This is a genomic window from Mycobacterium sp. H4Y (assembly GCF_000364405.1).
Taxonomy (GTDB): Bacteria; Actinomycetota; Actinomycetes; order Mycobacteriales; family Mycobacteriaceae; genus Mycobacterium; species Mycobacterium intracellulare.
On sequence record NZ_AKIG01000002.1, the window covers coordinates 1,366,763 to 1,386,411 of the forward strand.

18 protein-coding genes are annotated in these 19,649 nt (G+C 67.6%); 5 read left to right on the forward strand and 13 right to left on the reverse strand.

The window, feature by feature from the left end; genetic code table 11:
* Position 1: 1 nt before the first annotated feature.
* Positions 2-1,414 (forward strand): alpha/beta hydrolase domain-containing protein, encoded by a 1,413-nt coding sequence (locus tag W7U_RS20260; protein WP_008261937.1) that lies wholly within the window; start codon positions 2-4, stop codon positions 1,412-1,414.
* A 37-nt stretch (positions 1,415-1,451) separates the two neighbouring features.
* Here W7U_RS20260 and W7U_RS20265 read toward each other — a convergent pair whose 3' ends face one another.
* Complete coding sequence (locus W7U_RS20265; protein WP_008261939.1) at positions 1,452-2,585, reverse strand: dihydrodipicolinate reductase N-terminus domain-containing protein; 1,134 nt, start codon at positions 2,583-2,585, stop codon at positions 1,452-1,454.
* Between the two features lie 74 nt (positions 2,586-2,659).
* On the opposite strand from W7U_RS20265, the gene W7U_RS20270 reads away from it, so the two are divergent.
* The 4 genes from W7U_RS20270 (at position 2,660) to W7U_RS20285 (ending at position 6,959) form a co-directional block, all read left to right on the forward strand.
* Positions 2,660-3,538 (forward strand): MarR family transcriptional regulator, encoded by an 879-nt coding sequence (locus W7U_RS20270; RefSeq protein ID WP_008261941.1) that lies wholly within the window; start codon positions 2,660-2,662, stop codon positions 3,536-3,538.
* Positions 3,539-3,563: 25 nt separating this feature from the next.
* Entirely contained in the window at positions 3,564-4,289 is a 726-nt protein-coding gene (locus W7U_RS20275; RefSeq protein ID WP_008261943.1) for a pirin-like bicupin family protein, read from the forward strand.
* Positions 4,290-4,345: 56 nt separating this feature from the next.
* Positions 4,346-5,770, forward strand: coding sequence for a YhgE/Pip domain-containing protein (locus tag W7U_RS20280; RefSeq protein ID WP_008261945.1), 1,425 nt, complete (start codon positions 4,346-4,348; stop codon positions 5,768-5,770).
* A gap of 79 nt (positions 5,771-5,849) precedes the next feature.
* Positions 5,850-6,959 carry a phosphodiester glycosidase family protein gene (locus tag W7U_RS20285; protein WP_085976465.1) on the forward strand — a complete coding sequence of 370 codons (1,110 nt, stop codon included), beginning with the start codon at positions 5,850-5,852 and terminating at the stop codon, positions 6,957-6,959.
* On the opposite strand, the gene W7U_RS20290 is transcribed toward W7U_RS20285, so the two are convergent.
* The 12 genes from W7U_RS20290 to W7U_RS20345 all read right to left on the reverse strand — a co-directional run bounded on the left by W7U_RS20290 (position 6,952) and on the right by W7U_RS20345 (position 19,648).
* A complete protein-coding gene (locus tag W7U_RS20290; RefSeq protein ID WP_008261948.1) occupies positions 6,952-7,617 on the reverse strand; it encodes a YoaK family protein in 666 nt (221 codons plus the stop codon). The genes W7U_RS20285 and W7U_RS20290 overlap by 8 nt on opposite strands.
* Before the next feature lie 74 nt (positions 7,618-7,691).
* Positions 7,692-8,423 carry a hypothetical protein gene (locus W7U_RS20295; RefSeq protein WP_008261950.1) on the reverse strand — a complete coding sequence of 244 codons (732 nt, stop codon included), beginning with the start codon at positions 8,421-8,423 and terminating at the stop codon, positions 7,692-7,694.
* A complete protein-coding gene (locus tag W7U_RS20300) occupies positions 8,390-8,944 on the reverse strand; it encodes a hypothetical protein (protein ID WP_008261953.1) in 555 nt (184 codons plus the stop codon). Before W7U_RS20300 ends, W7U_RS20295 begins: the two co-directional genes overlap by 34 nt.
* Positions 8,941-9,912 carry an RDD family protein gene (locus tag W7U_RS20305; protein WP_008261955.1) on the reverse strand — a complete coding sequence of 324 codons (972 nt, stop codon included), beginning with the start codon at positions 9,910-9,912 and terminating at the stop codon, positions 8,941-8,943. The genes W7U_RS20300 and W7U_RS20305 overlap by 4 nt, the downstream gene beginning before the upstream one ends.
* Complete coding sequence (locus W7U_RS20310; RefSeq protein ID WP_008261956.1) at positions 9,909-10,589, reverse strand: hypothetical protein; 681 nt, start codon at positions 10,587-10,589, stop codon at positions 9,909-9,911. Before W7U_RS20310 ends, W7U_RS20305 begins: the two co-directional genes overlap by 4 nt.
* Positions 10,559-12,109, reverse strand: a complete 1,551-nt coding sequence (locus W7U_RS20315; protein ID WP_008261958.1) for an MlaD family protein — start codon at positions 12,107-12,109, stop codon at positions 10,559-10,561. The genes W7U_RS20310 and W7U_RS20315 overlap by 31 nt, the downstream gene beginning before the upstream one ends.
* Positions 12,103-13,254, reverse strand: coding sequence for a virulence factor Mce family protein (locus tag W7U_RS20320; RefSeq protein ID WP_008261959.1), 1,152 nt, complete (start codon positions 13,252-13,254; stop codon positions 12,103-12,105). The genes W7U_RS20315 and W7U_RS20320 overlap by 7 nt, the downstream gene beginning before the upstream one ends.
* Positions 13,255-13,262: 8 nt before the next feature.
* Positions 13,263-14,876 (reverse strand): virulence factor Mce family protein, encoded by a 1,614-nt coding sequence (locus W7U_RS20325; RefSeq protein WP_008261960.1) that lies wholly within the window; start codon positions 14,874-14,876, stop codon positions 13,263-13,265.
* The gene (locus W7U_RS20330) at positions 14,873-16,435 is read right to left on the reverse strand and encodes a virulence factor Mce family protein (protein WP_008261961.1); all 1,563 of its coding nucleotides are present in this window, start codon (positions 16,433-16,435) and stop codon (positions 14,873-14,875) included. The genes W7U_RS20325 and W7U_RS20330 overlap by 4 nt, the downstream gene beginning before the upstream one ends.
* A complete protein-coding gene (locus W7U_RS20335) occupies positions 16,432-17,472 on the reverse strand; it encodes a virulence factor Mce family protein (RefSeq protein WP_008261962.1) in 1,041 nt (346 codons plus the stop codon). The genes W7U_RS20330 and W7U_RS20335 overlap by 4 nt, the downstream gene beginning before the upstream one ends.
* The gene (locus W7U_RS20340) at positions 17,469-18,776 is read right to left on the reverse strand and encodes an MCE family protein (RefSeq protein WP_008261963.1); all 1,308 of its coding nucleotides are present in this window, start codon (positions 18,774-18,776) and stop codon (positions 17,469-17,471) included. The genes W7U_RS20335 and W7U_RS20340 overlap by 4 nt, the downstream gene beginning before the upstream one ends.
* A gap of 2 nt (positions 18,777-18,778) precedes the next feature.
* Positions 18,779-19,648: an ABC transporter permease gene (locus tag W7U_RS20345; RefSeq protein WP_008261964.1), complete on the reverse strand. Its 870-nt coding sequence runs from the start codon at positions 19,646-19,648 to the stop codon at positions 18,779-18,781.
* Position 19,649 lies beyond the last annotated feature (1 nt).

Below are 19,649 nucleotides of genomic sequence, written 5' to 3' on the forward strand. Positions count from 1 at the left end.
CATGACGAATTCCACCGCCCTGGTCACAGCCGCGCCCGGAAAGCCGCTGCTGCTGCTGAGCGCCTATGACCTCGCCGACGTGGGCTACCGCGTCAAGGAATTCTTCGTTTCCGCGACGGCCTCGTCCTATACCCCGGTGACCGAGTTGGGACCCGATGGCCGCTGGGACGTAACACCCTCGGGCTCCGCCGATTTCACGACGCGGATCGTGGTGTTGACACCCACCGATCCGGCCCGATTCAACGGAACAGTGCTGGTCGAATGGCTCAACGTGAGCGGCGGCATCGACGCTCCCGCGGTATGGATGATGGCGCACCGCGAAATCATCCGGTCGGGCTACGCCTACGTCGGGGTCTCGGCGCAGCGGGTGGGGGTCGAGGGCGGCGACAGCCTGCTCGGCGCGGACATGTCGCTGAAAACCCAGGACCCACAACGGTATGCGCCCCTACACCACCCGGGCGACGCCTTCTGCTACGACATCTTCTCCCAGATCGGCGGCCTGCTCAAAAGCGACGAAGGCCGGGCCCTGCTGGGGGATCTGCCCGTGCGGCGCGTCATCGCTCTGGGCGAATCGCAATCGGCCATGTTCCTCACGACCTACATCAACGCCGTCGACCCGTTGGCCCGCAGCTACGACGGGTTCCTCGTCCATTCCCGTTTCGGCTCAGCCGCCCCGCTCGACGGAACCTCGATCTTCGCGGAAACCGAAGAGCCGCAAGGGGTTGCGTTCCGCCCGGAGCTGCGCGTCCCGCTGCTGACGGTCGTCACGGAAACCGACGTGTTCGGCGGAGCCCGGCAGGGCTACTACTTCGCCCGCCAGCCCGACAACCAATACCTGCGGGTCTGGGAGATCGCCGGCGCCGCCCACGCCGACAACTACACCATCCAGGTCGCGTTCATCGACAGCGGGTCGGCGCCGCTCGCGGACATCGCCGCCGCCTACACGCCGACCAACATGCTGATGGGCCAGCAGTTGGCGCACTGCATCAACTTCGGGCCGCAACACCACTATGTGGTGCAGGCCGCGCTCACCGCCCTCAACACGTGGGTCGCCAGCGGCGAGCCGGCGCCGAGCGCGGAACCCCTTGAGGCCCGGGAAACCGAAGGGCCGCAACCGGTTCTGGATGGCAACGGCCTCGCCCGCGGAGGGCTCAGGACCCCCTGGGTGGACGTGCCGGTCGCCCGGACGTCGGGGCTGGGTGGCGAGGAAAGCATCATGTCCATGATCTTCGGCTCCGGCGAGCTTTTCGACGCCGCCACGCTGCGCCGGCTCTATCCCGGCGGGAACACGGAATACCTGGAGCGCTTCACCGGCGCGCTCGACGCGGCGATCCGCTCCGGATTCATTCTGGCGGCCGACCGCGCCGAGATCCTGGAGCTCGCCGCCGCGACGTACCCCGGCGCGCGGTCCTAGGCAAGATTGCCCGCCTCCTCACTCGCGCCGTCACCAACTAGAACAGCCGGCTGTCGGGCGGCGGGCCCGGCACCGGACGCACCAGGCCGTTCCCGGTGATCAGCGGCAGATCCAGCGCGGAGAGCAGCCCGGGCGCGGCGGCGCACACGGCGGGGATGGCGTTGACCATCCTCGAGGAGCCCGCGATGCGCGCCCCCAGATCGTGGTCGTGGTCTTCGGCCATCTCGAATTCGCAGCGCATGCTCGGAGAACCCTCGATCTCCACGCGGTACAACCCGCGGCCGGACGCCGGGCCGTAACCGAGGTCCTTCGGCTCGATGCAGATGCGGGGCTGGGGCCAGTCCGGGGCGATGTCGTCGCGCATGCGCGTCACGTGGTCGAGGACGAAGGTCGGTTTCCCCCCGACGTAACCGGTCAGCGTCGAGCGCATGGCCGCGATCGTTCCGGCCGCGATGTGCCCCGTTGGCGTGTCGAAAGATTCGCCGGCGGGGATCCGCTCGTTGGCCTCCTCGATGTTGTCGATCTTGACCCCCAACCCGGCGGCGAGCTGGTGCAACACGGGCCCCCAGCCGAAGGTGAAAATCCCCGGCTGGGCCGCGAAGGCCGGGTAGTCCGGTTGCTGCCCGAACCCGAGGATCTCGTAGACGGCGGAGCGGTCCGGGTAGGTCGCGTAGTTGAACATCTCGGTCACGCGCACCGATTCGATCACCCGCGACACGCCGGTAAGCATCAGCGGCAGAACGTCGTTGGCGAATCCGGAGTCGATGCCGGTGGTGAAGAACGACACCCCGCCGTCGATCGCGGCCTGGCGCAGCGGCTCGGTGAACGCGGCGTCGACGGCGTCGGGAAAGACCAGCGGCACCACCGAACACGACACCACGTTCTTTCCGGCCCGCAGGATCGACACCATGTCCTCGACGGCGTCCAGCGGCCGCAGGTTGGCGGCGGCGGCGTACACCACGGCGTCGGCGTCGCCGGCGAGCATGGCCGCCGGATCCTGGGTGGCCACCACGCCCACCGGCGCAATGCCGCACAGCTCCCCGGCATCTCGGCCGGCCTTGGCATCGCTGTGCACCACGACGTCGACCAGTTGCAGCTCCGGATGGTCGATCACGCCACGCAGGGCGACCACTCCCATGGACCCGGGCCCCCACACCCCCACCTTCAACACGATTGTCTCCTAATATTAGGACATATATTCTGGCATTTTGGACGGATCGTAGGGAGGCGGCGGTGGCTACGTCAATGGCGCAGGCGCGGGGCGAACCACGCCCCAAATCGCCGCCGACCGCGCGGGTGATGGATGTGCTTGCCGCCCTGGCAAATTCGCCGGGTGGGCTCACATCGGCGGAACTGGCAAAACGTTGCGCCATCAGCACCTCGACGTGCGCCCTCGTGCTGGCCGAGTTGGAACGGCGCGCCTGGGTGGCGCGGCGCGGGGATCGTCGCTACGTGCTGGGCAGCGGGCTGTTCGGGCTGGTGCACGGGCTGCGCGAGCAGTTTCCGCTGCTGGACCGCGGCCGCGACGCGCTGCGCTTCCTGCACGACAGGCTCGACGCGGGCTGCTCCATGTCGAAGATCGGCGCCCGACACCTGATCACCGTCGACACGGTCGGCCACGGCACCGACGGCGAACACGCTGTGGGCCAGCGCTTTCCCATCGACCCGCCCTTCGGCCTGGTCGCCATGGCCTGGCGCGACGAGGATTTCGTCCAGGCCTGGCTGCATCGCGTGATGCCCCGGCTCACCCGCGCCGAAATCTCCGAGCATCAGCGGGTGCTGACCGATATCCGTGCCCGCGGCTATGGCGCGTGGCGCTTCGACGACACCCACCAGTCGCTGCACCATCGGCTGGCCGAGGTGCTGGCCTCGCTGGAGCCGACGGCCCACGTCACGCGTCAGCTCACCACGCTGATGACGATGGTGACGCTGCGGTCGGTCACCGATGTCCTCGAAACGGACTTGGCCACCGCCGAATTCGTCGTGCTGCCGATCTTCTCCCCCGATGGCCAGCCGGAGTATCAGATCGAGATCCACCTGGGCCACGCCACCGGGTTGACCCTGCCCGAGCTCGACGCCGCGCTCCGCCACGCCCAGCGGCTGCTCACCGCGGCGGTCGGCTGACCCGCCCGGGCATTACGCTGGGATCATGTCTGCCACCGCGGAGATCCGCCGCGCGGCCGATCGGGCCGTCACCACCACACCGTGGTTGACCTCCCGGCACTCGTTCTCCTTCGGCGACCACTACGACCCGGACAACACCCACTACGGGTTGCTGTTGGTCAACAACGACGACATCGTCTCCCCCGGAACGGGATTCGACACGCACCCGCACCGGGACATGGAAATCGTGACCTGGGTGCTGCGCGGCGAACTGTCCCATCGCGACTCCACCGGCAACCACGGGGTCGTCTATCCCGGACTGGCGCAACGCATGTCGGCCGGCAGCGGCATCCTGCACTCCGAGCGCAACGACTCCCCCAGCGAGCCGGTGCATTTCGTGCAGATGTGGGTGGTACCCGACGAGTCCGGCATCGACCCGAGCTACCAACAGCACGAGATCGACCCGAAAATGCTGGACGACAACCTGGTGACGATCGCCTCTGGCATCCCCACCCACGACGCGGCCATCACCCTGCACAACCGCCACGCCGCGCTGCACGGCACGCGCCTGGGGGCCGGGGCGGCCGCGCACCTCCCGGCCGCGCCCTACCTGCATCTTTTCCTGGCCCGCGGCCGGGTCAGCGTCGAAGGGATCGGGGAGTTGCACGCGGGCGACGCCGTGCGATTGACCGACGCCGACGGCCGCCGCGCGGCGGCGAGCGAGCCCTCGGAACTGCTGCTGTGGGAGATGCACGCCAAGCTGGGCGACTGAGACATGGAGGGCCGGCGACGCAGCCCATAGAGTGGGCACGACAGACAGGAGTCGGCATGCCTCAGTCGCACGCGCAGCACGCGGCGCCCAATCCCAAGCACAACATCAAGGCGATCCGCACCGTGCGGTTCTGGGCGGCGCCCCTGATCATCACGTTGGCGCTGATGTCGGCGCTGTGCGCGCTCTACCTCGGCGGCATCTTGAACCCGAGCAGCAACCTGCACCATTTCCCCATCGCGGTGGTGAACGAGGACGCCGGCCCCGGGGGTGCGCAGATCACCGACCGGTTGGTCAATGGGTTGGACAAGAACAAGTTCGACGTCCGCGTGCTCTCCCGCGGCGAGGCCAAACGTCAACTGGACACCGGCCGGGTGTACGGGTCGGTCGTGATACCGCCCAGCTTCTCGTCCAAGCTGCGGGACTTCGGGACCAGCGCCGTGGCGCCGACCCGCGCCGAACGGCCGTCGATCACCGTCTCCACCAACCCGCGGGCCGGCACGCTGGGCGCGAGCATCGCCGGCCAAACGCTCAGCACGGCCATGGGCATGGCCAACGGCATAGCGGGGCAACGGGTTACAGCGGAGGTGGCCGCGCAGACCGGCGGCGCGCCGCTACCCGGCGCGGCCCAGGTGGGGCTGGCCGCCCCCATCGAGATCCAGTCGGTCGTCTACAACCCGCTGCCCAATGGCACCGGCAACGGGCTGTCCGCGTTCTATTACGCGCTGCTGCTCCTGCTTGCCGGGTTCACCGGCAGCATCGTGGTCAGCACGCTGGTCGACGCGCTGCTCGGCTACGTGCCGGCCGAATTCGGCCCGGTGTACCGATTCGCCGAGCAGGTCAGGATCTCGAGATTCCAGACGCTGCTGCTCAAGTGGGCCATGATGGTGCTGCTCGGGCTGCTCACCTCGGCGGTGTACGTCTGGATCGCCGACGCGCTCGGTATGCCCATCGATCTCAGTTGGCAGCTCTGGGCGTTCGGCGTGTTCGCGATCGCCGCGGTGGGCATCACGTCCAGTTCGCTGCTCTCGGTGCTCGGCACGGCGGGGATGTTGGTGAGCATGCTCATCTTCGTGATCCTCGGCCTGCCGTCGGCCGGAGCCACGGTGCCGCTGGAGGCGACGCCGTCCTTCTTCCGATGGCTGGCCGAATTCGAGCCGATGCATCAGGTTTTCCTGGGCGCGCGATCGCTGCTGTACTTCGGCGGCCGCGGGGATGCGGGCCTGAGCCAGGCGCTGACCATGACGTCGGTGGGCCTCGTCATCGGCCTGCTGCTCGGCGGCATCGTCACGCACCTCTACGACCGCAAGGGCTTTCACCGGATCCAGGGCGCGGCCGCCCTGGCGCTCGCGCAGGAACACCAGGCTCAACACAAGGCCCGCCGCGGCAAGCGGGCCGAGCCCGCCGCCACCGAGTCGACGCCGGCCGCCACCGAATCAACCCCGGACGTCGCCGAGCCCGAAAGTTCCAGCGAACAAACGTAATTCGCACGTGGCCCCAGCGTCATCGGCTCGTTATCTTTATTGACAGTGTGACTAATGAGGCTGATGATGTCTCTGTTGCATCCAGATCATGGCCGAAAGGGCTATCGTGCTGACCCGACGCGCCAGCTTCCGCCGGCTGGCGGCGTGCTGCACCGCCCTCCTCGCCTGCTTCACGCTGGCCGCCACCAACGGGCTGCCCCTGGCGCGAGCCGCCGACGGGCGCGATCTGCTCGCCAACGCCATCGGCAGCACCCGCGGTTCCTACCTGGTGTACAACTTCGGCCCCGGCCATCCCGCGCCGATGCTCAACGCCGCCGGCAGCTGGTATGAGATGAACAACGGCGGCCACCTGATGATCATCAAGAACGCGGCCGGACGTCTCTCACCGCACCTGCTGGTCGACACGCACCAGGGCGACCAGGCCCGCTGCGAGAACAATCCCGGTGCCCGCACCGGGGAGGGGCTGTGGCAGGCCTCGGAGCTCTACACACCGCTGCAAGCGTGGCAACGCATGGGCCAGCCGACGATCGCGATCAACGCCAACTTCTTCGACGTGCGCGGGCAAAAGGGCGGTTCGTGGCGCCAGACCGGGTGCAGCTCACCGTTGGGCGCCTTCGTGGACAACACCAATGGCCGGGGCCGCGCCAACCAGGCGGTCACGGGCACCCTCGCCTATCCCGGCAAGCAGGGTCTCTCCGGCGGCGGCGAGAGCTGGAGCGCGCTGACGACCATGATCCTGCCGTCCGGCGGCGCGCCGTATGTGGTGTGGCCCAAGACAAAAAAGGACTACGACGCCGCGACCCCGGTCGTCCAGGATCTGCTCAGCAAGAACGAGAGGTTCGTGGCGGTGTCGGGCATCGGGCTGCTGGCACCCGGCAACACCGAACAGCTGCACGACGGCGGGCCCAGCGCGGCGCGAACGGCGTTGGCCTACGCGCGGCAAAAGGACGAGATGTACATCTTCGAGGGCGGCAACTACACCCCGGACAACATGCAGGACCTGTTCCGGGGGCTGGGCAGCGACAATGCCGTGCTGCTCGACGGCGGTGGCTCCTCGGCGATCGTGCTGCGCCGTGACACCGGCGGCATGTGGGCCGGCGCCGGCTCCCCCAGGGGGTCGTGCGACACCCGACAGGTGCTCTGCGACTCACACGAGCGGGCGCTGCCGAGCTGGCTCGCGTTCAACTAATCACGGCCGCAGCGCCTTTCGTTGCACCGGGCCCGAACCTGAAGATCAGCAGGCTCGTCGCTATCACCGCCGCGGCCACGACGAACACCGGGGCGACCGTGTACCTCGACATCGTCGCGCCGACGAAGGCGCCGGCGCCCATCGTGACGACAACGCCGACCCGCAGCCTTTGGCGCTCACCGGTGCCGCCGGCCAGCCGGCTGTCCAGGCCGAGGCTGACGATCGTCGACGTCAGCACGGTGGTGGAGAGTTCCGGAATGCCGAACTGGCGTGCGCTCGAGTGCTGCAGCCCGAACGTCACGGCGAGGATGCCGATCATGACGAGTGTGGAATTCCGTTGGTAGGTCAGCACTCCCGCACCCGCCAGGATCGACACGGTAACCAGCAGGACGATCTCGGTGGCCAGCACCGTAGTGATCCACGCCCGCGTCCGCTCGCCGAAATGCCGGGACAGCCGGCCGCTGAACACGGTGGTGCACACGAAGGTCGGCAGGGCGACCACGACGGCGGTCAGGTCGATGCTGGTTCTCGGCGCCAGCCAGAAACCCAGGAAGATCACGTTGCCGGTCATGTTGGCGACGAACACGTGGCCGAGCACCAGGATACTGATCGCGTCGGCCAGTCCCGTCGCGAACGTCAGCAACAGCAGCGCCGCCACCGTCGATCGTTGTGAGACCGGTGAGGTAACCGCCATGGGGTGCAGTCTATTTCGGCGTGCCCGTGGCTGCGGCGTCAGGTTTTCGGTGTCAGATCCAGCGAGGTGATCGTCGTCATCCTGGTCACCAGCCAGCGGCTCTTTTGACGCTTCATGAACAGCCGATAGGACAGGTACTTCAGCGACGGCACGTTCTTGGTCAGCGGGCTGGTCGACGTGGTGTTGGTGTAGATGATGACCACGGCGTTGTTGTCGTCGAGCGATTCGACCGCCGCGCCGGTGACGTCGGTGTGGTTGGTGATCTTGGCCTGTTTGTTCGGCGCCACGATGGCGTCGACGAATTTGCGGTACTGCGCCGCGAAATCGCCGGTGAGATAGGCGGATGCGCGGTCGGCGAGGGTGTCCATGTTTTCCGGGGTGTAGGTCCACAGCGTGGTGATCGCGTTGGCCGCCGTGCGCGCGACGTTGATTTTCGTTTCGGCGACGGCCCGGTCGGTTAGGTAGGGCTGCACCATCGCGCCGGCGAACCCGGCGGAGCCGACGAACAGCACGGCGGCGACCAGGGCGACGATCGCCCATGCCTTACCGGCGAGGCGCCGCTTGCGTGGCGCCGGCGCCGGGGCGTCCGCCGCCTGCTCGCCGGCGTCCTCGGTAGCCTCGGCGTCGGTGGCGTCGTCGGTAACCTCGGCGTCGGTGGCGTCGTCGGTGGCCCCGGCGTCGCCGTCGTCCGGCGCCGCAACGGTCGCCTCGTCAACGGTCGCCTCGTCCTCGGCGGTCAGATCACCTGCTGCAGGTTGCTGATCTTCCACTGGTTACCTTCCTGCGTCGCGGTTGCCGCCCAACGATTGGCGTTCTCCAAAACCTGTTTCTCGTCCGGTGATTTCGTGGTGATGGCCGTGGCCACCATGACATTGGCGCTGCCGTCGTCGTTCCAACGCTCCAGGCCGGCGTCGAGCACGCTGCCCGTGGCCGGTTCGGCACGGGCGACCTGAAGCAGGATCTCGTTGGCGTTCTTCTCGTACTGCTTGGCGAAATCGCCGGTCGCCTGGGCGAGTATCCGGTTCACGTAGTCGTTGGCGTGAAAGGGGTCGATGGAGGTGAACTGCGTCATGAATCCGGTCACGTAGGTGAGCACCTCGCGGTCCCGGGAGGCGGCGCGCGCCCGGGACTCGTGGGAGCCCCACATCAGCGCGCAGACGCTGATCGCCGCGACCATCAGCACCGCCGCCACCGTGGCGGCCAGCGGCACCAGCCATCCTTGCCGCGGCGGCACCGGGCGCTCGACGAGCAGTGGCCGCTCACCGGGCGTGAACTTGCGGCGCGGGCTCATTTGCCGTTCCCCGGCGGCTTCGGCTTGGACAACACGGTGAGATCGTCGACGCGCCAAGCGTTTCCGCCGCCCTTGGCGAAGTTCACCCGCACGGTTGCGCTGATGTAGCGCACCTCGGGTGCGGCGCCGCGCCGTCCCTGCATGAACAGCAGCATGGTGGCCCGGTTCGGGGCGGCCGATTCGATCGAGCTGTTGGTGACCCAGTACTCGTTGATGACCGGAGTGCCCTTGCGCACCAGGTCCTGCTGGGCCGCCAACTGTTCGCGGTACTTGTCGGTGGCCAGCGACTGCGCCCGGGTGAAGTCGTCCTGCAGCGACTTGGGGTCATACGTCAGCATCTGGGCCACGATCTTGGGCCCCTGCGTGGCGATTTCGGCGCGGGTCTGATCGCTCGCCCGCTGTGGGGCGTACGCCGCGCCGTAGCTGAGCGCGGCACCGCCCAGGCACACCGCCGTCGCGGCCAGCACCGCGCCCGCGGCCCAGCGCCGGACGTTCGGGGGCGCCTGGTCCGGCTGCAGGCGTCGCGCCTCGGTGCGCGCCACCATGTCGGCGAACGTGCGGCGACGCGAATCCCACAGCGGCCACAGCCATCCCACGGTCGTCGCGGTGTCGAGCAGGTGGGCGACGTCGCGCAGCAGCAGCGTCCACGGCCCCGCGGCCTCACCGCCGCGACGCGTCACGGCGATGCCCGCCACGGCGCGGCCCAGGCTCCAGCCAAGGATCGTCGGCAGCAGCAACCGGTTGACCAGCATCGCCAGGACGGCGAGCCCCATGACGCAGATGGACACCCACCACCACAGGCCGCGCGCCGGCACCGTGAGCGACACCAACGCCAGCGTCGCCAGCACCGCCACGCCCGGCAGCACGTCGATGGCGAAGGCGCCGACGCGAGAATGCCAGGGCGCCAAGGCTTCCCGCGGTGGCTCTGGGACGTCCGTGGGTGCAGTCTGTTCGACCACCACCGTCACTTCGTCACCTGGTCGAGTTTGGAGATCCTGTATTGCCCCTCGGCGAATGCCATCTTCACCCGCAGGCGGTAGCCGGTCTCGTTCTCAGTCTGATCGCTGGCCACCTTGACGCGGAGCGCGACAAGGATATTTATCGACCCGTCGGGGTTGTTGCGCTCGACCGCCGCCCGCACATCGGACACCTGAACGTGGATGTTCGCGGCCTGGTACGCCTGAACGAGCATGCTGGTGTACAGCAAGGCCTGCGTGCGGAAAGTGTCTGTGCCACATTCGATGATCTTCTGCTCAGCCGCGGTCATCGCGTTGGTGTCCGGCGCCTGCGTCGCCGTGACGCATTCGACCGCCGCCTTGAGCGCGGTGGCATCGTTGCGGGCGATCACCAGGCTGTCGCGGTGATAGCGCTGCGCGAGGTAGCCCCCCGCCCCGATCGCGCCCGCGCATAGCACCAGCAGCACCGCGATGGCGGCCAGCCACCCGCGTCCCACTCTTGACGCGCCGCGCGGCGCGGTCGCACCGGGCTCACCGGATTCCACCGGATCCTGGGGGTCACCCTGCGGATCGGCCTGCTCGGCTACGCTGTCGGGTGCCGTCGAATCCTCGTCCTTGTCTTCGGGGCTCAACGAATCGTCGTCCGTGTCGATGGGGTTCAGCCGGCTGGTGCCAGCATCTCCTTCCATCCGTCGTCTCCTGTTCTGGTCGAATTCTCGACGGAGTATTTAACCCCGTCTGGCCCCACCAGTTCACCGCTTTGGGGACTGTAGACCGCCGTGGGAGGCCCGCTGGGGGTGTAGACACACGGGTTGGGTTGCTGGCCGTTGCACTGCACGCTACCCGACCCCGGCCGCGACAACGGATCGCTGGTGGGCGGGGGCGTCCCCGCCACCCGGTCCGAGGGCGCGGGGTTGAGCCCGTTGTTGATCGACGGCGCGGGGATCACCATGCCCGGGCGCACCGACTGATCGCATCGCGCTCCCGGCGCGGGGCAGGTCAGGATCTGGTTGGGGTCGCCGTACCAGGGGTTGGTGCCCGCCGGGACGTACGGCTTGGGGTCGCGGCATTCCCGCGGGGTGGCCGCCCGTTTGCCCGGGATGTCCGTACAGGGGATGTTGCGCGACCCGCGCACGCTGTTGGCCGGGGTCTCCATCGGGATCTTGCAGTACGTGCCCGTCGGCAACGGCTGAATGCTGGTGTCCGCCGGGGACCGCCACTCCGAGGCCGGGATGAAGCCGGTCAGGCACGGCGGCGGCTGGTTGATCGACAGCGCCAGGTCGAGCGCGGCCATGTTCGGGAATGGGGCGGCCACCGTCTGGGCGATCGACGCGCCCTGCGGAAGGAACACCAGGACCTGCTCGACGCCGGTGTGGTAGCGCTTGAGCAGGTCGAAGACGACCTCAAGATTGGCCAGCGTCTGCGGCAGCGACTCCCGGACGCCGCTGAAGAGGTCGTTGACCTGATCGGCCGTCGGCGCCGCCTGGTGCAGCAGGCTTTTCAGACGCTGGTCCTGCTGCGCGGACTGGGCGGCGAGCCTGTTCAGGTTGCGTGCCCAGCGCTCGATGTTGTCGCGCGATTTGACCTGGCTGTCCAGCACCGGGCCGGAGTTCTCGATGATGTCGTTGACGTCGGTGATCTGGGTCTTGAAATCGCCGACGATGGCCTGGGTGGAGTCGACCAAGCGCTGCAGGGCGGGACCCAGCCCGCCGACGGATTGCGCCGTCTCGTCGAGCAGCTGGCCGATCTTCTCCTTGGGCAGCACCGCCAAGCCGCGGTTCGCCGTGTCCAGGGCCGGCCCGATTTCGGCGGGCACCGTGCCCTTGGTGATGGTCTGTCCGTCCGCGAGGTACTTGCCGGGGTTTCCGCTCGACACCAGGTCCAGGTATTGCTCACCGACGGCCGAGACCGAGTGCACGTTGGCCGTCGCGTCGGTCGGGATCTTGTAGTGGCTGTCGATGCTCATCGTCGCCTCGGCGCCGCGCTCGGTCGGCTCGACATCGGTGACCTTGCCGATGGTGATGCCGCGATAGGTGACATTGGCCGTCGGATACAGCCCGCCCGAGGCGGGCAGCTCGGCCTTCAGCGTGTACCGCCCGATGCCCATCAGGCTCGGGATCTGCAGGTAGTACACCCCGAGCACGAGCAGCGAGATGACGGTCAGGATCCCGAAGGCGATCAGCTGGCGTCGGATGAAGGGAGTCAGCAATTCCTGTCCCCCCTTTCCACCAGCGGTCCACCCGGCGCGTCATTCGGGTTCGGCGTGTAGCGCACGTCGGGGATCATCGTCTCGGGGTCACGCCCGAACGACTGCTCGAGCGCCCGCAGGGCTCCCGACAGCCCGGTCCCGGTCAGGAACGCGTTGTCGACCGCGCTGTAGGTCAGGTCCAGCGTCAACGAGATGTTGATGTAGTCGCCGCGGAAGATCTTCGGCACCGTGTCGATGTCGAACGGCTGCGTGAGGATCAACTTCAGCGCGCCGATCAGGTACGGCGAGGCCCGGCCGAGCTCCTTCAACGGGCATTGCAGCGCCTGCAGGTCGGTGTACAGCGGCGCGCGCGCCTCCGACAGGTACTGGTCGGCGACCTGGCTCAGACGCCCCACCGAATCGACGGCGTTGATCAGCAGGTTTTGCGTGTCGGCAAAGTGTTTGATCAGCGGCGGGATGTCGGTGAGCACCCGGTCCAGGACATCCGCCCGCCCGCCGACGTAGGTCAGCAGCCGGTTGGTGGAGTCGATGGCGTGGGTGATGTCGTCGCGCTGCGCGTTGAGCTGGGTGGTGAAGGTGTCCAGCTTGCCGAGCAGGGACCGGATCGCCTCGCCGCGGCCGTTGAAGATGTTGTAGATCTCGTTCTGCAGCACCTCCAGGTTGGGGATGCCGCCGCCGCGCAGGATCAATGAAAGGCTGGCCAGCGTCTGCTCGGTGGTGGGATACGCCGACGAGTTCTTCAGCGGAATGGTGTCGCCGTCCTTGAGCAGCTCGGGCGACGGGTTCGGCGGCGACGCGAGCTCGACGTGCTGCGAACCCAGCAGCGAGGTCTGGCCGATCTTGGCGGTGGCGTTCTTGGGCAGCTTGGTGTGCTTGTCCAAGCCCAGCGTCAGGGTGGCCACCCAGTTCTTCAGGTTGATGGCCTTGATCGAGCCGACGAACACGTCGGCCACCATCACCTTGCTGTTGCCGTTGATCGCCAGGGTGTCGGGCACCTGCACATAGATGGTCATCGATCCCGCGCCGCTGCCGGGGCCGCCCGGAATCGAGACGTTGGAGATGCCCTTCCAGCCACACGAGCTCAGCACCATCGCCGCCACCAGCAGCACCAGGGCCTGCCACGCCCGGTGGCGGATCAGCCTCATCGCAGCCCTCACTGGCCACCCCCGAAGTCAGCGGCCGACGCCGGCCCACCAGCGTTCGGCGCGGGCGCGGACACCGGCGCCGGGGTCGGCGCCACGGGACCCGGGGCCACGCCCGGCCCGGGCGGCGGCGGCTGGATCGGCACCGGGGCGTTCAGTCCCATCGGCGGCAGGATCGGGTTCTCGTCGTAGGCGTTCGGCGGACCCGGCGGGGTCTGCAGGTTCGACTGGACGGGTTCGATGTTCGGGCCACCCATCAGCTCTTCCAACGACTCCGGCGTCATCAGGCCCGCGGTGATGGGACCGACCTGCTGACCCTGCATGCCCGGGGCGACGATCCAGCCCGGCTGGGTGTTGCGGTGCGAGGTCGGGGTGTCGGGCACCCAGATGCCGGGGACGGTCGTGTCCTTGTACCCGTTGGGCGGCTGCAAGCGCGGCTCGGAGTAGGCCACTTGCTTGGGCAACGTCTCGGCGGTGCTGAACAGGTTCAGGCCGAACGGCGGGTAGTTGAACTTGATCGCGTCGAGGATCGGCGCCAGGTACTGCGCGCACAGTTCGGCCGACTCTTGGTAGCCAAGCCGGCTGCCGGCCTGGATCGCGCTACAGATGAACTGCATCGGGTTGGCGAAGTTGGTGATCGACGTGATGGCGACCAGCGATCCGTGCGACGGGTGATAGATCTGGTTGATGTTCGCCGCGGCCGTCGGCACGACGTGCAGCGCGGTCTCCAAACCGTTCAGCGGATCCGGTTGCAGCAACGCGTTCGTCGCGGTCTCGAGGTTGTTGACGTCGTAGGTCAGCACCCCGGCGTTCTTGTCGAGCCAGGGGCGCACGGTGGTGAGCAGGCTGTCGAACTGCTGGATCGCGTTGGACAGGTCGGTGTCGTTGTGCGCGAGCCGGGTGGTGAAATCGGCCAGGTTTTGGTTGAGCGCGACGAACTGCGCGTCGTCTTGGTGCAGCGCGTTGACGAACAGCGCCAGGCTGCGCACCACGGCGAAGAAGTCGCCGCGGCCCTCGTTCAATGCGGTCAACGCCTGCGACAGGTTGCTCAGCGTGGTGTTGAACTGCTTGCCCTTGCCGGCCAGCCCGTTGGCGAACGACTCGATGACCTCACCGAACGGGCCCTTCGGCTGCTCGGCGGTGGGACCCAGTTTCGAGATGATGTTGGTGATGCTGTTGCGCAGCTGGTCCCATTCGACCGGAACCTGGGTGCGCTCTTCGGGGATCACGGCGTTATCGGCCAGCACCGGACCGCCCTTGTACGGCGGCTCCAGCTGGATGGCGCGCGACGCCACCAGGGTGGGGTTGAGGATCACCGCCGACGCGTTGGCCGGCACCCGGTATTTGTTCTCGTAGTGGAAGGTGACCTTCATCTTGTCGCCGGTGGGCTCGATCTTGTCGATCGCACCCACCCGCAGGCCCATGATCTGGACCTTGTCCCCCGGGTACAAAGCGTTGGCCGCCGGGAAGTAGGCCACCACGGTGTTGTTGGTCAGCTTCTCGTAGAGCCGCCAGCCGACGTAGCCGACGACGAGGGCCAGCACGATCACCAGTGATCCGATGATCACCGACGCCCGGGACAGCTTCGGGAGTCGAATGTTGCGGATGTCAAAGATGGTGCTCAATTCTGGCTACCTCCCGTGACACCGCTGCCTCCGGCTCCACCGGGGTTGATGAACGGCGCCGGCAACTGGTTGCCCGGCCCGGGCGGTGCCGGCGGACCCGGCGGTAGCCCCGGCGCGAACGTCGACGGCGGCGGCACCGGTCCGGCCGGCGCCAGGTTCTCGGTACGCGCACCCGGGGGCGCTTGCGTCGGCAACGGGACGGGTGTCCCGGGCACGTCCGGCGGCGGGTCGCCCGGCCGGCCCGCGATATTGATGCCGGGCGTGGGTGGCAGGCCCGCGGGGTTCGGGGGTGACGTCATCACGTCCACCGGCGCCGGGAAGCCCGGTCCACCGAACGGCCCGGACACCGCACCCGCACAGGGCAGCGGGTTGTCGGGGCGGGGCAGCCCGTCCGCCGCCGGCGTGTACGAGCACGGCGATCCCGGAGGCACGGCCGGCCCCGGGTGATCGGGCGTGCCCTCGAGCACCGGGGGCGCCGGGGGCGGCGCGCCGTTGGGGAACCGGGTGCCGTTGGGGTCGGGGAACCGGTAGGCCGGCAATCCGGCGCTGCGCCAGAAGTTCTCCGGGTCGATCCCACGCTTCTTGAACGCCGCGTCGACCCACGGCTGCGAAATCTGATACAGGGCCAGGTTGTGCAGGACCACCTTGAAGAACGGTCCCGAGGCGATGGCCTCGTTCAACGACGGCAGGAACTTGCCGACCTCGGTGAGCCCGTTGGCGAGGTCGTCTTTGCGCTGCACCAGGATGTCGCTGAGGGTGCGCAATTGCTCGAGCACGTGATTGATGTTCGGGTTGTCGTCGAGCAGCCCCTTGACCTGTTCGGAGAAGGCGGCGATGTTGGCCAGCAAGGCGTTGATGGCCTGGCCGCGCTCGTTGAAGGCGGCCAGGAGCGTTTTCGCATTGACCAAGGCCCGGTCGATCTGGTCGCTGCGATCCCCCAGGACGCCGGCCACCTGGTTGGCCTGGGCGAGCAGGTGCTTGACCTCCTCGTCGCGCTTGCCGATCGTGTCGGAGAACTTGGCCACCCCTTCGAGCGCCGGGCTCAGGTGCGGGTAGGTCTGGTCGATGGTCTGGGAGAGCACGTGCAGGGACTGCTTGACGGTATCGATGTCCCAGCCCTGGGCGGCCTTGGTGACGTCGAAGAACGCGTCGTAAATCTGGTACGGCGTGGTGCTCTGGCCCAGCGGCAAACTCGCCCCGGGCCGCAGGGGCTGGTTGCCGCGGGCCTCGACGTCGAGGATCTTCTTTCCCAGGATGGTGTCGGTCTTGATCGCCAGCCGGCTCTCGGTGCCGATCGTGTTGGTGCCGATGGAGAACTTCAACCGGATGTGGTCCCCGTCGATCTTGATGCCCTCCACCTTGCCGACGTCCAGGCCGGCGATACGCACTTTGTCGCCGGTGTTGATGCCGCCGGAGTCGGTGAACTGGCCGTAGTAGCTCGGCTTGGCGAACAACATCGGGACGCTGGTGAAGCTTTGGCCGACGCCGATCACGAGCACCGTCACGACGATGCCCATCAGCCCGATGCGGACCCGGTTCGGCGGTTCCAGTGTTCTCATTGCGGCGTGCACCTACCCGTCGGCTGCTGGAACAACCGGACCGTGCGGACCGGGCCGCCGGCCTGCAGACCGTTGATCTTGAGGGTGATGTCGCAGGCGTAGAAGTTCACGAAGTCCCCGTAGGAGCCGATCGCGCGCCCGATCATGTTCAGCGCTGTGGGCACCTTCTTCAGGTAGTCCTGCAGTTGGTCTTGCTGGTCGATCAGTGGCTGCTGAACGGCGTCCAGGTAGTTGATCGTCTTGTGCAGTAGCGCTCGGTCCTCGGCGAGCAGGTCGGCGACCGTCCCGGCGGCGTTGCTGATGTGGGCGAACCCCGCGGCCTGCGAGTCGCTGTGGTTCTTGAGGCCGGTGATCAACACCTCGAGCTTGTCGACCGTCTGGTCGAATTGCTGCCGATGCCGGACGGTGGTGTCCAAGACGATGTTCAGGTTCTTGATGACCTCCCCGATCGCTTGGTCGCGCTCACCGAGCTGGTTGGTCAGCTGCGCGGTGTTGTCGAGGATGTCGTTGATGGTGCCGCCCTGGCCCTGGAACACGGTGATCAGCGCGGTCGCGATGGTGTTGACCTTCTGTGGGTCGAGCGCCCGGAACAGTGGCTTGAAACCGCCGATCAGGGCGTCGAGGTCGAGCGCCGGCGTCGTCCGCGACAAGGGGATGAACCCGCCGGGCGGCAGGACCTTGTCCGCGCCTTCGCCCTGACCGCGTTTGATCTCCAGGTAGCGGTTACCGATCAGGTCGAGGTAGCGGATCTGGGCGGTCGTCGACTGGTACAGCGGGATGGAGCGGTCGACGTTGAATTTCACCCGGGCGCGCTTGCCGCCGTCGACCAGCTCAACCTTGTCGACCTTGCCGACCTCGACGCCGGAAGCGCGGACGAACTGGCCCGCCCGCAGGCCGCTGATGTTGCTGAATTCCGCCGAATACCCGTTGGTGCGGTCGAAGCGCATCTGACCGAACACCACGAAGATCATCACGGTGAAGATCAACAGCACCACCGAGAAGATGCTGAGCCTGGTAATGGTTCCGGAGATTTTCATGGGTTGATCGTGTTATCCCCTACCTGGCGGCCCCAGACATACTCGATCGCGTACGGCGATCCGGTGTCCAGGTGGTTGTACGGCGCGATGCTGTTGCCGGAGTCCATCACCAACTCCGGTGCCGGCCACAGATCGTGGGTGAGCGGCTGCCAGCAACCGGGGGCGCCGCCGGGGCCGCCGCGGGCGTTCACCCGCGGCAGGTTTTCGGGCCAGACGTAGGGGTTGGGCGCGCCGCCGACCAAACCTGCCGTGGCACCGAGCCCAAGCGTGAGCGCGGCGACGGCGACCAACGACAGCGGGTTGGCGATCAGGCCCAGCCCGGACAGGGCCTGGGTGTGGCTGTTGAGCGAGTAGCCGTTGCCGCCCAGGAACGAGGCGGCCTTGGGCTCGATGTCGTGGTAATTGCGGACCGCGCAGAACAGTTCGGGGCTGTAGGTGTCGAGCAGCTGGGCCGTGGGCACCAGATCGGCGGCCCCGCGCGCCAGATACGGGCCGCCCTTGGTGAACAGCTCGGCCCCGGTGTTGCCGAACCCGGCCGCCGACAACAACGCCTGATCCAAATCCTTTTGCTGCGCGTTGATCGTGCGCGAGGTGACCACCGCGTTGTTCAAGAAGTCGAATAGATCCGGCGAGGCGTCCGCATAGGTGTCGCCCAGCGCCGCCAACTGCTGAATGTCCTTGCGCGCCTGCGGCATCCGCGGATTCACCTCATCCAAGACCGCGTTCGCATTCACCACCGACTGCCCGAACTTCTCCCCCAGCCCGGCCAACGACTGCGCCGCCGCGCTCAACGTCAAATTCAGCTTGACCGGATCGACCTTCTGCGCGATCGAGGTGATCGTCTGAAACAGCGTGTTGATCTCGGTGGTCACCGAACGCGCGTCGAGCACGGTGTGCGCCGAGATCTTCTGCGGCGACGGGTGCGCCGGCGTCGTCAGCGACACGTACTTGCCACCGAACACCGTCGTCGCCTTGATATCGGCATTCACATTCGACGGGATCAGCTTCAAATACCGCGGATAGACCTCGAGCGTGAACTTCGCCGCCGGCTTGCCGTCGCGCACCGTCTCCGCGATGCTGCCGACCCGCCCGATCTCCACCCCGTTGTAGGTGACCTTCGACCCCGGATCCATCACCAGACCGGCCCGCGACGCCAGCATCGTCAGGTTGGTCTTGGGGGTGAAGTCGCCGCGGAACTGGCCGTAGACGAAACCGAGGACCAGCGCGGCGATCACCAGCGCCGCCAACCCGGCCCACTTGTACGGCGGGGTCCGGGGGGCGTTGGTCTGGATCGGCGCTGACATGGCTACACCGTGAGCGCGAAGTTGGGGTTGACGCCATAGAGCGCCAACGCGGCGGCCAACACGACAACCTGCACCGACACCAGCGAGAAGCGCATCGATCGGCCGACGGCCTCGCCCACGCCGACCGGCCCGCCGCCGGCGTTGTAGCCGTAGAAGCAGTGGGTGATCATGACGACCGCGGTGATAAGGATGGCTTCCAGGAACGACCAGAAGACGTCGTCGGGGCGCAGGAACGTTCGGAAGTAGTGCTCGTAGGTGCCGTTGGATTGTCCGTAGAGCACGGTCGTGGTGATCTGCGGCGACAGGAACGACATGATCATCGCCAGCGCGTACAGCGGGATGATCACCACCAGCCCGGCCATGATCCGGGTGGTCGCCAGGAACGAAATCGACTTGATACCCATCACTTCCAGCGCGTCGATCTCCTCGCTGATGCGCATCGCGCCCAGCTCGGCCGTCGCGCCGGCGCCGACCGTGGCGGCCATCGCGATGCCGGTGACGACGGGCGCGGCGATGCGCACGTTGATCAGCGCGGCGAAGAATCCGGTGAACGCCTCGACGCCGATGTTGCCCAGGGAGGCGAACCCCTGGATCGCGACCAGGGAGCTACCGGACAACGTCACGAAGCCGACGATGGCGACGGTGCCGCCGATGACGGCCATGGCGCCGGTGCCCATCCCGATCTGGGCGACCAGACGCAGGGTTTCCTTGCGGTAGTTGCGCAGCGCGTGCGGGATGTGCGCCAGGGCCACCCCGCCGAACCACGCCATCTGGCCGATGTCGTCGAGCCCGCGCGCCGCGGCCAGGCCGTAGCGGTTGAGATTCTCTGCGGCCCGCGGGAAGCGGGAGCGAAAGACGGTGGTCGTTGACATG

Excerpts from the sequence above, each read along its gene's own strand:
- W7U_RS20260 (WP_008261937.1), top strand. The coding sequence starts at position 2 with ATGACGAATTCCACCGCCCTGGTCACAGCCGCGCCCGGAAAGCCGCTG.
- W7U_RS20270 (WP_008261941.1), top strand. The coding sequence starts at position 2,660 with ATGGCGCAGGCGCGGGGCGAACCACGCCCCAAATCGCCGCCGACCGCG.
- W7U_RS20275 (WP_008261943.1), top strand. The coding sequence starts at position 3,564 with ATGTCTGCCACCGCGGAGATCCGCCGCGCGGCCGATCGGGCCGTCACC.
- W7U_RS20280 (WP_008261945.1), top strand. The coding sequence starts at position 4,346 with ATGCCTCAGTCGCACGCGCAGCACGCGGCGCCCAATCCCAAGCACAAC.
- W7U_RS20300 (WP_008261953.1), bottom strand. The coding sequence starts at position 8,944 with ATGAGCCCGCGCCGCAAGTTCACGCCCGGTGAGCGGCCACTGCTCGTC.
- W7U_RS20310 (WP_008261956.1), bottom strand. The coding sequence starts at position 10,589 with ATGGAAGGAGATGCTGGCACCAGCCGGCTGAACCCCATCGACACGGAC.
- W7U_RS20320 (WP_008261959.1), bottom strand. The coding sequence starts at position 13,254 with ATGAGGCTGATCCGCCACCGGGCGTGGCAGGCCCTGGTGCTGCTGGTG.
- W7U_RS20330 (WP_008261961.1), bottom strand. The coding sequence starts at position 16,435 with ATGAGAACACTGGAACCGCCGAACCGGGTCCGCATCGGGCTGATGGGC.
- W7U_RS20335 (WP_008261962.1), bottom strand. The coding sequence starts at position 17,472 with ATGAAAATCTCCGGAACCATTACCAGGCTCAGCATCTTCTCGGTGGTG.
- W7U_RS20340 (WP_008261963.1), bottom strand. The coding sequence starts at position 18,776 with ATGTCAGCGCCGATCCAGACCAACGCCCCCCGGACCCCGCCGTACAAG.
- W7U_RS20345 (WP_008261964.1), bottom strand. The coding sequence starts at position 19,648 with ATGTCAACGACCACCGTCTTTCGCTCCCGCTTCCCGCGGGCCGCAGAG.